Genomic DNA, 14,082 nt, shown 5'->3' with positions numbered 1-14,082 from the left:
AAGCACTGAATGCTTAAGAATATTGTTCTCCTGCTGTTGATCTTCGCCATCTTCGGCGTGACCTCGCTGATCGCACCAACCTTTGCCAGCGGTTACAATCTCGACATCATGGCGCGCTGGACCGGGCTTTACGGCATCATGGCGATCGGGGCCGCGTTTGTGATCATTGCCGGAGGGATCGATCTTTCGATGGGATCGATGGTCGCACTGATCGGCGTGCAGTTCGGCATTCTCATCAACGATCAGCAGATGAACCCCTACGCGGCGATGGTGATCGTACTGGTTGGGGCGATGCTGATTGGCCTGGGTTATGGACTGTTGATCACCAAGCTGAAGTTGCAGCCGTTCGTCGTCACGCTATGCGGACTGCTGGTGCTGCGAAGCGTTGCCCGGTACTTGGCGCACGATGATAAGATTTCGAACTTCGTCACCCCGGACGGCGGGACCGATATCAGCTATTTGACTTCGGCTGACTTTCTTTGGCTGCCCCTTCCGCTGTGGATGCTGCTGATCATCGGTGTCATTTCGGCACTGGTGCTGAACAAGACGACCTTCGGGCGTTATTTGAAAGCCCTGGGCAACAACGAACAGGCTGCCAGGTACAGTGGGATCAATACCGATTGGATTACGATCGCCGCGTACATGGTGTGCTCGCTGATGGCAGGTATCTCGGCCATTTTGTTCGCCATCGACCTGAACAGCGTCGGCCCGAACGAAGCCGGCACGTTCTACGAACTGTACGCGATCGCCGCGGCGGTACTGGGCGGCTGTAGTCTTCGCGGCGGTACCGGTTCGATTGTGGGTGTTATCTTAGGTACGGCCATTCTGCGAGAGCTGTACCAGGCAATCGAAACGCTGCAGGTTTCCGAACTGGAAGGAACCGTCATCGGCATCGTCATCCTGGCCGGCGTCATCGCCGACGAAATCATCCGCCGCGTCGTCGATGCCCGACGACGGAAGCAAGAAGCGACCAGCGGATAGGGCCTGAAATCTTGATGGATCAACTGCGTTTTTGTCGTATAATTCATCTGAGGCAGTTTCAACCTTCGGAAGATACGCGATGAACATTCATATATCCGGCGTTGCGGAAGAAGTAATCCAAAGCATCATCGACGCAGGCGACGCCGCCACTCCTGAAGAAGCCGTTGCTCTGCTTGCCCAGCGCGCGATGAGCGAACGAGAGATGCTGCCAGCCACCAACGACCCGCAAGTCATCGCCGCCATCTCGGTCGGCATCGAAAGTGGTGAGGCCGGGCCGCTTACCAAGGAAGATTGGAATAGTCTTCACACTAAGCTCGACCAGTACCTGGCAGAAAAGCAGGGGCAACGCAGTGCCGGGTAGTCGTGCGGAACTGATTAAGTCACCGCAGTCGATGATCGACCTGTTCGAGATTGCGAAGTATCTCGTTGATCAAGACCCTGAGCTAGGGTATCGGTTTCTTGCCCGTGCTGAAGAAACAATGGAACTACTTGCATCTAGTCCATTGATCGGTGAGCCGTTTGCCATTCCAGGCCAGCCAAATCTCAGAGCAAAGCTGGTTCGCGAATTTAAGAGATACGTGATCTATTATCGAAGTTCCACTCAGCGCGTCGTGATCATTCGCGTGTTGCATGGAAGTCGAGATTCGATAAACGAACTTAAGGTTGAGTAATTTCGTTGAGCGGGTGACCGTTTAATCGCCTAGCTGTCGATTTCGGCGTCATCTGATTCGCGGGAAACCTCGGGCAGAAACTGGTCTATGTCAACGATGGCGACAAACCAAATCATCCAGAGCGGCAAGGTCCAGTAATGGAGTAAGATCAGAACGTTATCGGTCGCCGTTCGGCCCCCATAGGTGATGGCGAAATAGACGCCAGCGAATGACACGATTAACAAGATAAAGCTACTTGCCCGCGTTTCTTTGCCGAGCCGTATTGAAATGAGGTAAGCGAGGGTAATTGCAATGATGGGACCGTAGCGTTGCAGAAAGACGTAGACGATGCCAATTTGGTGTTGAAGCCCCAGGAGAATGCCGACCAGCGAGACGCATAGCAATAGCGTCGCGAGAGGAAAGGTTGGCGAGAAGTAGGCATTCGGGCGAAGACGGCATTCTATCGCCGGAACGCAAATCGCAGTCACGGCGAACGCGACAAGCAAATCGATCGTCAGGGCATCGAGACGGAACTGGTTGCGATAGACGTATCCGCCGATCTCGTAGACCGTCAGCGGAAACCCAACATCGGCAATTCCATCGGTTCGGTAGTTGAACGGATTGGCTGTAACCGCGTTAATGGCGATACAGCCACCGAGAACCAAAAGGATGGCGATAACTCGATCTTTGATGGGGATGGCCGTCTTCATGATCTAGGGCAATCCCCAAGGGTTTCTTACCCGAAGAACGCCACGGCGTTCTGGAATAGCTTCAAGCCTTCACCTGGGTCGGTGCCTTCGCCGCGGGTCCAACGGGGGTGATGCGTGCGGTCGATGTAGCGTTCGGGGTGAGGCATCAGGCCGAAGATGCGGCCGGTTGCGTCGCATACGCCAGCGACGTGACGCTGGGCACCGTTGGGGTTGTCGGGGAAGGAGATGCAGTCTTCCCCTTCGCGGTTGGCAGCATAGGTCAAGCAGAGCTGACCGGCGGCTTCCAGGGCATCGAGGGTTGCTTCATCGCGGGCAACGAAACGCCCTTCGGCATGGGCGACCGGCAGGTACATCTGGTTGATGTCTTGCAGGAAGACGCACTTGTTGCTGGAGGTCTTCAGGTTCACCCAGCGATCCTGGAACATGTGGCAGTCGTTCCAGGCCAATGTGCTGGAAGGCAGACCTTGTTCGTCGTCGGCCAGCAAAAGGCCGGTTTTGATCAGGATCTGAAAACCGTTGCAGATGCCCAGGATCAGCTTGCCGTCTTCGTGGAACTTCTTCACGGCATCCATCAAGTGATGACGGAATAAGCTGCCCACGATACGGCCGGCCGAGATGTCGTCGCCGTAGCTGAAGCCACCGGAGAGGGCGAGGATTTGATAGTCGTGCAAAAGCTCGGGCTTTTCCAGCAAGCGGTTCAAGTGCACGCGATCGGCGGCGGCACCTGATTGCTCGAAGGCATAGGCGGTTTCCTGGTCGCAGTTGGTACCAGGCGAGCGAATCAACAAGGCTTTAGGCTGAGCCATCGTTCGAGATCTTTCCGTGTCACTACCAATTCAGGGGAGCTTGCCAAGCCTGTTTCAACAATTCGATCGGTTCGTCGAGCAGGGTGGTTTCGCCTTGCTTGACGACCAGCTCTTTGTGCTCGGCTACGTGACCAATGTGGGCAAAGGGAGCATCGCCGAGTGCGGCTTCAAACTCGGCGGCGGAACCTTCCGGCACTTCGCAGACGAAACGCGTGTTCGATTCGCTGTACAGCAGTTGGACCGCCGAGGCGTTTTCCAACTGGTGAGGAATGTTGTCGAGCGATATCTCGGCCCCGATTCCACCGGCGAAGGCCATTTCGGCGACTGCCACGGCGAGGCCGCCTTCGGACAAGTCGTGACATGCCCGGATGGTTTTAGCTTGAATGGCCGCGTGAATCCCGCCGAAGACCTGTTTGGCCAGGTCGGTATCGACTTGCGGAACCTGACCACCCAGCTTGTCGTTGACCAGGCTCCAGTGCGAACCACCCAGTTCATCCTTGGTGATACCCACCACGTACAAACGGTTGCCAGCTTGTTTCAGGTCCATGGTGACGCAGGTCGAAACGTCTTCGACCTGTCCCATGGCACTGATAAGCAAGGTCGACGGAATGGCGATCGTCTTCTTGTCGCCATGTTGGTCGAAGAAGCTGAATTCGTTGTTCAGGCTGTCTTTACCGCTGATGAACGGCGTACCCAGGGCAACAGCCAGATCGCGGCAAGCCAATGCTGCCCGGACCAGCGTGCCGAGCGTTTCCGGTCGGTCGGTGTAGCCCCAGCAGAAATTATCGAGGATGGCGATCTTCGAGGGATCGGCACCGACGGCCACGCAGTTTCGCAGGGCTTCATCGATGGCACTGGCGGCCATGTCGTAGGGATCGAAGTCGCCGAAGTGCGGGTTCATGCCACAGGACAGGACAATCCCTTTGCGGCTGCCCAGCACTGGGCGAACGACGGCGGCATCGCTGGGGCCATCGTTCTGCACGCCGACCAGTGGCTTGATCACGCTGCCCCCTTGGACTTCGTGATCGTACTGGCGAATGATCCATTCTTTGCTGGCCACGTTGAGCGAGCTGAGGATCTTACGCAGGTCGTCGCCGAGCGAATTGGCATCGTCGCTGCTAACGGTCAGCGGCTGTGTTGTTGGCGGGGTGAACACGGCATCGCGAACGATCGGCGGGCGACCATCGTGCAGGAACCGCATGTCGATCTCGCCGACCGTATTGCCGTTGTAGGTCAGCGTCAGGTTGCCGGTCGGGACGAACTTGCCGAGCACAACCGCTTCGCTTCCTTCGGAGGCGAACAACGCTTGCAGCTCTGGCCACTTCTCTTCCGGCACAGCCAGGACCATACGTTCCTGGGCTTCGCTGATCCAGATTTCAGTGTAGGTGAGACCTTCGTATTTGAGGGGAGCCTTTTCGAGCCACACTTCCGCCCCGAGTTCTTCCCCCATTTCGCCCACGGCGCTGGAGAAACCACCGGCACCGCAGTCGGTCACGGCGTTGTACAAGTTGAGGTCGCGGGCCTTAAGCAGGACGTCGAGCACCATCTTTTCGGTGATCGCGTTCCCGATTTGCACGGCACCGCCGGAAAGGGATTCGCTTTCGCTGGTGAGTTCGGCCGAACTGAAGGTGGCACCGTGGATACCATCGCGACCGGTACGGCCACCCACGGCGACGATCAGGTCGTTCGGTTGAACTTCCTTGAACGACTTGTCGACCGGAATCAGACCAACGTTGCCGCAGTAAACCAGCGGATTGCCCAGGTAACGTTCGTCGAAGTAAACGGCACCGTTGACCGTGGGAATGCCCATGCGGTTGCCGTAGTCTCGCACGCCGCTGACAACGCCCTTCATGACGCGACGCGGATGAAGCACGCCCTGCGGGAGGCTGCCGGGGTCGGTCTCTGGCGGAGCGAAGCAGAAGACGTCGGTGTTACAGATCGGCTTGGCACCCATGCCGGTGCCCATCGGGTCGCGAATCACGCCGCCGATGCCGGTGTTGGCACCACCGTAAGGTTCCAGGGCACTGGGGTGATTGTGCGTTTCGACCTTGAAACAGACGTTGTATTCGTCGTTGAAGGTGACGATGCCGGCGTTGTCTTTGAAGACGCTCACGCACCAGTCGTCGTCGCCGAGGCTCTTACGAATCTGCTGAGTGGCGGCAAAGATCGTTTCCTTCAACATGTTGTCGAAGTGCAGCTCTTGCTTGTCGTCTTTGTAAGCGATCTTGCCGGCCAGCGTTTTGTGGCTGCAGTGCTCGCTCCACGTCTGGGCGACCGTTTCCAGTTCGATGTCGGTCGGATCGCGCCCCAGTTCCTGGAAGTACTTCTGGATTGTCTGCATTTCGACCAGCGTCAGGTAGAGCTGGCCTTCCTTGGAAAGGAGTTGCAGGTGATCGTCGTCGAGGGAGCGGATGTTGACCGTCTTCAGCTCGAACGGCTGCGACTTGCCGAACGACAGGCGTTCCAGGTCCATCGGGCCGTAGATGACCTGTTCGACCGAGTCATTGGCCAGCAGCTTGGTGACCAGGCGTTCGAGCTGGGCGTTGTCGAGCCCACCGATCCAGTACTTGCGGAACGTGCGAACGGCTTCGGCTGGTTTACCAAAGTCGGCGATGGCGGCCTGGGTGCTTTGGGCCACCGGATCCATCACACCGGGCTTAGGCATGACGTAAATCAGGCGGTCGTACAGGGTCGAAGGGGTTTCGGCCAGGATGGCTTCCCCTGCCTGGGCGACGACAGCCCGTTCCACCACGTTGTCGACCAGCAGTTGGTCGGCGAGCAGTTTGATATGATCCGCGTCGAAATCGGCTTGGACGAGAAATCCGTGCGCCGTGGCAATTTCGAGATGGGTGGCGATTTGCAGGTCTTCGGCGTCGGCAACGATGGATTGGGCCAATCGATCGACGTGTCCCGAAGCGGGATAGATGTCAACTTCCCACAATGTCACGGTGGTGCTTTCCCTGTTTTAGGAGCTTGATCCAGTGCTCTTCTTGACCTGCTTCCAGCGAGGTTCGAAAGGCAGCCAGCAATTTCTCAAAGTTCGCTAGCGTCTGCAAGACGTGGCCCCGATTGGTGGAGAGGATCTGACGCCACAAATCGATGTCTCCGGCGGCAATACGCGTGGTATCGGCCCAACCGGTACTGGTGAACTTGAGCATCGCTTCGGGGGTGGAAGCTGCCACCAAAGCGGCAATAACGTGGGGCATATGGCTCGTAGCGGCGACGATGGCGTCATGCTCGCTGGGGCTCATCTCGTGGACTTCACTGCCCAACGATTCCCAAAATTTGCGGACAGTCGCTTTTGCGGTTCTTTCCGTTTCGGCGACTGGAGTGACGATTGTCACGCGATTTTGAAACAAGTCGGCAGTGGCATAATCGCTGCCACTTTTGTCGCTGCCCGCCATGGGGTGGCTGCCGACGAAATAGACATCCTTGCGGCCGCGAATCGACTCACTCGAATGGAGGGTGTCTACAATTTTCTGCTTGGTACTGCCGGCATCGGTAATGATGGTGCCGGGCTGGCAGAAGGGGACCAACTGTTCGACCAGCGGCACGATCGACTCGACCGGCGAGCAAACGACAATCAGATCGGCTCCGCGGATGCCGGCCTGCCACTGGGTGGTTGCTTCGGTAAGGCACCCTTGTCGCTGGGCCCTGGCCAGCTTTTCTTCGCTGCGACCGATACCTACCACTTTGTCGGCAATCTTTCGCGCAAGCGCTGCTCGTCCGATAGAGCCACCAATGAGCCCCACGCCGAGAATCGCGATTTGTTTGAAGTCAGCCACGGTGTTTGCCTGGTAAATAAGGTAAGCCGCAGATTATAGCAGGAGTTCGAGGAGTTTTCAGTGTTCCGTTTTCAGTTTTCAGTAAGATGAGAGAACCCGTCGAAGCGTGCTTAGCTTCTTACTGAAAACTGAACACTGAAAACTTCCCACTAGCGCATGCTCTTCTCACCACGCATTCGTACCGGACAACTTGTTCAACTGTGTCGCCGAGTCGGCAATCAGCTTCAAGCTGGGGTCGACGTACGTCGTGTCTGGAAGCGCGAAGCGGAGCGGGCCTTTGGGTCGCAGAAGCAGATGATGCTCGAGATCACCGAGAGCATCGACCGCGGGGGATCGATGCACGACGCGATCAACCGGACCGGCGAGTACTTTCCGAAGCTCTTTCGCCAGATGGTGGAATTGGGCGATTCGACCGGGCACCTGGATCGCATCTTTCTGGAACTGGCCGATCAATACGAGCACCAAATCCAACTTCGCCGTTCGTTTATGGCAGGCATCCTCTGGCCGATGATTCAGTTGGTACTGGGAATTCTGATCGTGGGCTTTCTGATTGCGGCGATGGGGTGGGTCGGGGAGATGACCGGGAAGCCGATCGATCCGCTGGGTGTCGGCCTGGTCGGTACCAAGGGGGCCATCGAGTACTTCGCGATTATCGGGACGATCATTTTCCTCTCGTACTGCGTCTACTTCCTGTGGTCACGCGGCCAGTTTGCGTTTCTGCAACTCGATCGGTTGATTATGAACATTCCGGGAATTGGCACGCCCATCCGTACGCTCTGTCTTTCGCGCATGGCCTGGGCCATGTCGCTTACGATTGGGGGCGGGATGGAAATCCGCAAGGCGATGCGTTTGTCGCTGGAAGCAAGCCGTAGTCAGTACTACCAGCAATTTGCCAATCAAGTCGATCGCGAACTCCTGGCCGGCGAAGAAATCCACGATATCTTGCGCAGGACGCGGAGTTTTCCGCCTGACTTTTTAGATGTCGTCGAGACAGGCGAAATCTCGGGAACCCTCTCCGAATCGATGGAGAAGCTTTCAGTCTTGTATCAAGAGAAAGCACGGGCCGCCCTCAATACGCTGGCGATCATCGGTGGCGTAATCATTTGGATGATGATCGCGGCTTTGTTTGTCGTGGTGATCTTCAAACTGTTCTTCACGTTCTATCTCAACCCGCTGAACGAAATCCTGGAAAACCCAATGGGCAATCCGCGGCGGTAGACTTCAAGAAAAAGCAACGGCCACCAGATGGTGGCCGTTGGGATTTCGATAAACCTAAGCCAGCGTTAGTTGGCCGAAGGTTCTTGTTTCCCTTTGCCGTTGGCCAGGGACTCGGGGTCTTCGGTGTAGCGGACCAGGGCTTCAGGCAGTTCGATGCCGCCGATGTCTTTCATGACCTGCATCATCGGGGGCAAGGTCTTGGCCATGCCACTGAGCCAGTCGGCGGTGTTCGAGCGGCCGTTTTGACCGCCACCTTCCCAGACGACCACCTTGTCGAACTTGATGTTCGAGATTGCCTTGGCACTGGTTTCGGCCAGCGTGTCGAGGTGTTCCAGCAGCATCAGTTGGAACGCTTCCTTGCTGCTACCGCACGCTTCGACGATCGCTTTCAAACCTTCACCCTTCTTGGCCAGTTTTTCGTATTCACCGCGGGCTTCGGCTTCGAGCTTGGCGTAGATCGCGTCGGCTTCGGCCTGGGCCAGGATACGACGTCGGGCAGCTTCGGCAGCCGAATCAACTTCGATCTTGGCCTTCTCGGCTTTAGCCGGAGCTTCCAACAACGCACGCTTTTCGGCTTCCACACGCTCGGCTTCGGCGATGGCCGCTTTGGCGAGAGCACGGTTCTCGGCTTCTTTCACCGCACCTTCCGCTTCGCGTTTGCGGATTTCACCGCGTTCGTAGGCATCGGCTCGTTTGACGGCCAGTTCGGCCTTCGAGGCTGCGACCTTGGCTTCCGAAAGGTTTTCCCCTTCGATGGCGGACGCGTCGGCTTCGGCGATTTTGACACGCTTTTCGCGTTCGGCGTCTTTCACGCGGGCTTCCCGCTCGAACTCGGCGTTGCGTTCCCCGATGGTTGCTTCGGCGTCGGCGTTGGCCATGCGAATACGCTTTTCACGTTCGGCATCTTTCACCGCGACTTCGCGTTGGAATTCGGCTTCGCGTTCACCGACCGTTTGTTCTTTTTCGAGTTCGGCGATACGGATGGCTTGTTCACGTTCGGCTTCGCGGGTACCGATCATACGGGCCTTGGTCGCGTTGGCGACTTCGACTTCCCGGTCGCGCTGAGCAGCGGTCACGCGGATTTCACCCATCTTCTCGTTGTCGGCCACGTCGCCACGTGCTTGTTGAATGGCCAGCGAGGCCGCCTTCTGGCCGATGGCGTCGATGTAGCCAGACTCGTCGGTAATGTCGGTGATGTTGACGTTGATCAGCACCAGGCCGATCTTGTTGAGTTCTGGTTCAAGCGAGCGCTGGATGTGTTCGAGGAACGTATCGCGGTCGCGGTTGATTTCTTCGATCCGCATGGAGGCGATCACCTGACGCAGCTGACCGAAAATGAGTTCTTCAGCCTGTTTGCGGATTTCGTTGGTGGTTAAACCCAACAGACGAACGGCTGCGTTGTCCATGACGCCGGGCATGGTGCCGATGGCGACGGTGAAGCAGCTAGGAACGTTCACGCGGATGTTTTCCGAAGAAAGAGCACCACGCAGCGGGATTTCAATTTGGATCGGTTCCAGGCTCAAGTAGGCGTAGTCCTGGACCAGCGGCCAGACGAACTTGGCACCACCGTGAACGGTTTGGGCCGACTTGCCCCCGCCAGTCTTACCGTAGACGACCAGCACGCGGTTACTGGGGCAGCGTTTGTATTGGCTTTTGAGCAAGATCAGCAAGCCGAACACGAGCATGACGAACCCGAGCGCGATCAGCGAGAAAATCCCGGGCCAAGTACCGAGCCAGTCTAGAATGCCACCGGAGCCTTGGGCGATGAGTAGTACGTTGTCCATGAATTGGGTGTCCTCGTTGTTCAAACTTGTTGCCGGCACAATCCGCGCGCAGCGGCATCTATGAGTATGTAGGTCGCGATCTCCCTATCCTGGGGTGATCGGGTGCAAAGAAGTCGTTTTTCTAGTGGGTATGTGCCGTTTGTTCCGGTTCTACGGAATCGGGTTGGGCACGCATGGGTGTCGATAGGGGAACGACCAGAACGATGGTGGGGCTCACAACATCGACGACTTGAATAGGTGTTCCGGTCGCCAGCTTTTCGTCGGCAGTCGTCTGGGCGGCGAACTCGACCAGTTGGTCTTGCACGCGTACCTGGATCTTGCCGACGCCGCTCTTGCTGGCGGGGATGGGGATGTAAACCGTCCCGTTCTCGCCGATCGCGTTGTGAATATGAACCGTTCCGTCATGAGCCAGCTTCATCAGCAACTGCATGATCCAGTGAACAAAGTACATCGCGGCCATACCAGCGATGATGGCAATAGTGAACGAAACGGGCTGGTTCAGGTCGGCAGCTCGACAGGCGAGCCCCGTCAAACCGAAAAAGGTGAACGCGGAAACCAGCGTCTTGAAGGAGAGAACCCCAAACATCGCGGTGGAACCGTGCGAATCGCCGGTGAAGTCATCAGGGACGTCATCGGGGATGTCTCCGGTGATATCGGCCCCTTCCATCCCGACGCCCACGACCGCCAGTAGAAACTGGAGGACGAATACCGATCCAGCCACAATAGCACAGCCGAGAAACACCAAGTCCAGGGACATCAGACGCACCTTTCACAAAGACAAGCAAAACGGAAGTAGCGTTTTCATCCCGGTATTCGGCCATTTTACGGGAATCTTGGCCGGAAAATGCGGAAATCCGAGAGGAAGCTCTTCTGCCCGTATCTTGGGGTATAGGGGGCAGGGCGTCAAATGAAATCCCCTGACCATGGGAGGGAAGGGTGGGGGTTTTGCCACAGAGGTCATAAAGAGCACCGAGGGAATAGGAGAGAAGCAGGAAGCTAACCGCGGATTACGCGGATGGGGAGCCCACAGTAGCTTGACCATTGACGCGCATAAAAAACGCCTGGGATATCGGTCCCAGGCGTTTTGCTTTCTCGGTGCTGTGTGTGGCTAATTCTGCCTACACCTCAGCGAAGCCCGTCTTGCGGTTGTAGAGCTTGTCTTTGGTGCTCCAGAGACCGGCCGATGGGGTGGCGATGAAGAAGATTTCTTCGCCGTCTGGCATGGTGTTGAAGCCTTCCTTCAGTTGGTCGATTGGATAACGCTTGATCGTTTCTTCGTAGTCGGCGTACGCGAAGTTAACCTGTTCGACTTCTGCCTGGTTGAGGTGACCTGGGGCGTAGCGAATCGTGAAGCGGTCTTCCGAGGTGCCGTGCATCAGGTGAGCCGTGCCGTGGGCCAGGTCCTGCATGTCTTCGTTCACCTTGTACAGTTCCAGGATCTTCTCGGTCGGCTGGTAACCATACTTACGAATGAGTGCATCGACGTCCGGTTGTTCGCCGAAACGCTTCAAGCCTGGGGCGATCACCAGCAGTTCGCCGCCGTCAGCAATCGCCATGCGGGTTCGGTAGACGCTTTTATTGGCCACCCAGGTGCTGAAGAACTCGTCCCCTTGCATGACGCAGACGATCTTCTTGATCGGCTCGTCGAAGACGGTGATGTTCTCGGCACGCGACTGCTTGGCGGCGTTCAGGTAGGTATCGAGATCGTCGCCGATGTGGATACCGGTATGAACAAGCTGGCCAGCTTCGTTACGGGCGAGCACAACCTGGACGTAGAAGTCCGGCAGGTGGCCAAGCATTTCTTCTTCGGCCTTGTTGAACACGGCGCGAACCGGCGTGATCAGGTTGCCGAGGTTGTTCTCGATCCCGCAACTGGCGGCCATCATGTGCGAGGTGCAGATCAGGTCCTTACCGGCCAGGCCGATGAAGTAATTCTTGTTGTGGTTGGCGAAGCCAAGCACTTCGTGCGGCACGACGTGACCGATGTTGATGATCAGGTCCCACTGCTGTTCCATCAGCATCTTGTTCAGCCAGATGGGAATGGCCCAGTCGGCGGCACCATCGCTGATCTCTTTGACGAAGTCAGCCGAGATCTCGCCAATCTTCACGCACCCATCGCGCCAGTCGTGCGGGTGGATGATCTCGTTGGGGATGTTGCCGAACATCTGCTTGTTCTGCTCAGGCGTGTGAGGCTCGTGCTGACCAAGCGTCGGGATAACGTGGATCTCGGCTTCGTCTTTGAGCTTCTCCCAGAAGTACTCGGTGATCCAGCCAGCCCCGGAGTGCATGCGGGTAATGTCGGGAGGAAGCAAGAGAACTCGCTTCGGCGTGCCACAGATCCGCTGGCGAGCTTCTTCGATCGCGCGATCGAGGATGGTAAGCAACTCTGGTTTTTTGATTTCTTTTGCGGTTTCGGAAATCCAAGGCATGGCTAGGGTCAATCCAGACTGAGGGTGTAAACGAGAGAAGCCGATGGCGGGCTGCTCCATCTTCATGGGATGTAGCAGCTTGGGAAGTTGGTGCCGGAGTTGCCCCCTCACCCTAGCCCTCTCCCCGGAGGGGCGAGGGGACAAGATGTGTGAGCCGGGCGCGGCACTACAATTTACGTAGTTTTAACGGGTCGCTTGGCGTCGCGCCAATTCCACCAAGGTGCGAACCGCAAAACCGGTCGCTCCGCCACCGCAATAGGGCTTGGGTTTTTCGGCGAACGATGGACCGGCGATATCGATATGGGTCCAAGGGGTATCGTCGACGAATTCTTCGAGGAACTTGGCAGCCGTGATGGCACCACCCCAGCGGCCGTCCCCCACGTTCTTGACGTCGGCGATCTGGCTTTTGACCTGCTCGCCGAACTCGGCGTACATCGGCAGTTGCCACATCTTTTCACCGGTGGTCAGGGCGGCCTGTTCCACTTCGTGGCACCAGTCAGGCTCGTTGGTCATCAGGCCGGCGGTGTCCATGCCCAAAGCCACAACGCAGGCACCGGTCAGCGTGGCCAGGTCGACAATGGCCAGCGGCTTTTCGTCCAGGGCCACGTTCAAGACGTCGGCCAGCACCAGGCGACCTTCGGCGTCGGTATTGAGGACTTCAATCGTTTTGCCGCTACGCGAGTGGAGGATATCCCCCAGTTTGTAGCTATCGCCGGAAACCATGTTCTCGACCAGGCCACATAGCCCAACGACATTGACCGGGATCTTCAAGGCGGAGATCGCTTTGATAGCCCCCAGCACCGTGGCGGCACCAGCCATGTCGGCTTTCATGGTGATCATGCTGTCCGATGGCTTCAGCGAAAGCCCGCCGCTGTCGAAGGTGACCCCTTTGCCGACCAAGGCCAAGGGGGGGGCTCCCTTTTTGCCGCCGTTATAGCGGATGATGACCAGGCGAGGATCTTTGACGCTGCCACGAGCGACGGCGAGCAAGCTGCCGCAGTTTTCTTCGGTCAACCTGGCCTTGTCCCAAACCTCGATGTTCAGGTCGTGGTTTTCGGCGACGACGGCGGCTTCTTCGGCGAAGGTGGCCGGGTAGATATCGTTGGCACAACGATTGACCAGCGAGCGAGTCAGGCTGATTGCGTTGCCCAGGGCGATACCACGTTCCAGAACTTCCGTGGTGGCGGCGTTCCAGAGGATCTCGCCTGGGGGGTTTTGTTTTTTCTCTTTGCGATAGATGTCTTGGCCGTTTACTGCGGACACGGCCCCGGCGATCGCTTGTTCCATCAGTTCGCTGGGCCAGAAGTCGTCCAGGTAGAATGCGGCCTTTTCAACCTTCTTGGCCGACAATGCCACTGCTGCCGTGGCGGCGGCTTCATAGGCACGCTGCTGGTTCAGGTCTTCTTTCTTGCCCAGGCCGATCACGAAGATACGGGTGACGGCAAATCCGCCGGGGGCCAAGATAGTGGTCACTTCGTTGGCCTTGCCCGTGATATCGTTCGATTCGAGCAAACGCGTAATACTTCCGCCGATTAAGTTGTCTAACTGGTTCGCCGGCGGCGAGAGGCCGTCTTCGTAAGTTCCCACGACCAGGACATCTCCGGAGAAGTCGGAGATCTTATGTTCGGTACCAGTAACCTTCATCGATTTCGTCTCAGCTCGGCGGTTTGGGATATCAGCGGGATGCCCGCAGGAAACGTTGCTATTGTATCGCTGAGA

12 protein-coding genes are annotated in these 14,082 nt (G+C 57.3%); 4 read left to right on the top strand and 8 right to left on the bottom strand.

Annotated features, from left to right (window positions below; translation table 11 throughout):
- Nucleotides 1-9 precede the first annotated feature (9 nt).
- From C5Y96_RS18180 to C5Y96_RS18170, 3 genes are all read left to right on the top strand, one after another.
- Nucleotides 10-981 (top strand): ABC transporter permease, encoded by a 972-nt coding sequence (locus C5Y96_RS18180; protein ID WP_105356244.1) that lies wholly within the window; start codon nt 10-12, stop codon nt 979-981.
- 79 nt (nt 982-1,060) lie between these two features.
- A complete protein-coding gene (locus C5Y96_RS18175) occupies nt 1,061-1,342 on the top strand; it encodes a hypothetical protein (RefSeq protein WP_105356242.1) in 282 nt (93 codons plus the stop codon).
- Nucleotides 1,332-1,652, top strand: coding sequence for a type II toxin-antitoxin system RelE/ParE family toxin (locus tag C5Y96_RS18170; RefSeq protein ID WP_105356240.1), 321 nt, complete (start codon nt 1,332-1,334; stop codon nt 1,650-1,652). Before C5Y96_RS18175 ends, C5Y96_RS18170 begins: the two co-directional genes overlap by 11 nt.
- Nucleotides 1,653-1,681: 29 nt before the next feature.
- Here the strand turns inward: C5Y96_RS18170 and C5Y96_RS18165 are convergent, their stop codons facing one another.
- Genes C5Y96_RS18165 through C5Y96_RS18150 form a run of 4 tightly spaced genes read right to left on the bottom strand, consistent with a single transcriptional unit; the run spans nt 1,682 to nt 6,932 of the window.
- A complete protein-coding gene (locus C5Y96_RS18165; protein WP_105356238.1) occupies nt 1,682-2,341 on the bottom strand; it encodes a hypothetical protein in 660 nt (219 codons plus the stop codon).
- Nucleotides 2,342-2,367: 26 nt separating this feature from the next.
- Nucleotides 2,368-3,147, bottom strand: a complete 780-nt coding sequence (purQ, locus tag C5Y96_RS18160) for a phosphoribosylformylglycinamidine synthase I (protein WP_105356236.1) — start codon at nt 3,145-3,147, stop codon at nt 2,368-2,370.
- Nucleotides 3,148-3,169: 22 nt separating this feature from the next.
- Nucleotides 3,170-6,094, bottom strand: a complete 2,925-nt coding sequence (gene purL / locus C5Y96_RS18155) for a phosphoribosylformylglycinamidine synthase subunit PurL (protein WP_105356234.1) — start codon at nt 6,092-6,094, stop codon at nt 3,170-3,172.
- Nucleotides 6,075-6,932: a prephenate dehydrogenase gene (locus C5Y96_RS18150; RefSeq protein ID WP_158261306.1), complete on the bottom strand. Its 858-nt coding sequence runs from the start codon at nt 6,930-6,932 to the stop codon at nt 6,075-6,077. Before C5Y96_RS18150 ends, purL begins: the two co-directional genes overlap by 20 nt.
- Before the next feature lie 156 nt (nt 6,933-7,088).
- Here C5Y96_RS18150 and C5Y96_RS18145 point away from each other — a divergent pair, with 156 nt between their 5' ends.
- Nucleotides 7,089-8,150: a type II secretion system F family protein gene (locus C5Y96_RS18145; protein ID WP_105356224.1), complete on the top strand. Its 1,062-nt coding sequence runs from the start codon at nt 7,089-7,091 to the stop codon at nt 8,148-8,150.
- 65 nt (nt 8,151-8,215) lie between these two features.
- Here C5Y96_RS18145 and C5Y96_RS18140 read toward each other — a convergent pair whose 3' ends face one another.
- The 4 genes from C5Y96_RS18140 to C5Y96_RS18120 all read right to left on the bottom strand — a co-directional run bounded on the left by C5Y96_RS18140 (nt 8,216) and on the right by C5Y96_RS18120 (nt 14,007).
- Nucleotides 8,216-9,934: a flotillin family protein gene (locus tag C5Y96_RS18140; protein WP_233199012.1), complete on the bottom strand. Its 1,719-nt coding sequence runs from the start codon at nt 9,932-9,934 to the stop codon at nt 8,216-8,218.
- A gap of 121 nt (nt 9,935-10,055) precedes the next feature.
- Entirely contained in the window at nt 10,056-10,691 is a 636-nt protein-coding gene (locus C5Y96_RS18135; RefSeq protein ID WP_105356221.1) for a hypothetical protein, read from the bottom strand.
- A gap of 361 nt (nt 10,692-11,052) precedes the next feature.
- Nucleotides 11,053-12,363 (bottom strand): lactate racemase domain-containing protein, encoded by a 1,311-nt coding sequence (locus tag C5Y96_RS18125; protein ID WP_105356692.1) that lies wholly within the window; start codon nt 12,361-12,363, stop codon nt 11,053-11,055.
- A 183-nt stretch (nt 12,364-12,546) separates the two neighbouring features.
- Complete coding sequence (locus C5Y96_RS18120) at nt 12,547-14,007, bottom strand: leucyl aminopeptidase (RefSeq protein WP_105356217.1); 1,461 nt, start codon at nt 14,005-14,007, stop codon at nt 12,547-12,549.
- Nucleotides 14,008-14,082: the final 75 nt, after the last annotated feature.

Source organism: Blastopirellula marina, from assembly GCF_002967715.1.
GTDB classification, from domain to species: Bacteria; Planctomycetota; Planctomycetia; order Pirellulales; family Pirellulaceae; genus Bremerella; species Bremerella marina_B.
The sequence above is the reverse complement of the archived record's forward strand: the minus strand, read 5'-3'. Positions and strand labels throughout refer to the sequence as shown.

Coding starts and splice junctions, on each gene's coding strand:
- C5Y96_RS18175 (WP_105356242.1), top strand. CDS start 1,061: ATGAACATTCATATATCCGGCGTTGCGGAAGAAGTAATCCAAAGCATC.
- C5Y96_RS18125 (WP_105356692.1), bottom strand. CDS start 12,363: ATGCCTTGGATTTCCGAAACCGCAAAAGAAATCAAAAAACCAGAGTTG.
- C5Y96_RS18120 (WP_105356217.1), bottom strand. CDS start 14,007: ATGAAGGTTACTGGTACCGAACATAAGATCTCCGACTTCTCCGGAGAT.
- C5Y96_RS18165 (WP_105356238.1), bottom strand. CDS start 2,341: ATGAAGACGGCCATCCCCATCAAAGATCGAGTTATCGCCATCCTTTTG.
- C5Y96_RS18180 (WP_105356244.1), top strand. CDS start 10: ATGCTTAAGAATATTGTTCTCCTGCTGTTGATCTTCGCCATCTTCGGC.
- C5Y96_RS18140 (WP_233199012.1), bottom strand. CDS start 9,934: ATGGACAACGTACTACTCATCGCCCAAGGCTCCGGTGGCATTCTAGAC.
- C5Y96_RS18135 (WP_105356221.1), bottom strand. CDS start 10,691: ATGTCCCTGGACTTGGTGTTTCTCGGCTGTGCTATTGTGGCTGGATCG.
- purQ (WP_105356236.1), bottom strand. CDS start 3,147: ATGGCTCAGCCTAAAGCCTTGTTGATTCGCTCGCCTGGTACCAACTGC.
- C5Y96_RS18145 (WP_105356224.1), top strand. CDS start 7,089: ATGCTCTTCTCACCACGCATTCGTACCGGACAACTTGTTCAACTGTGT.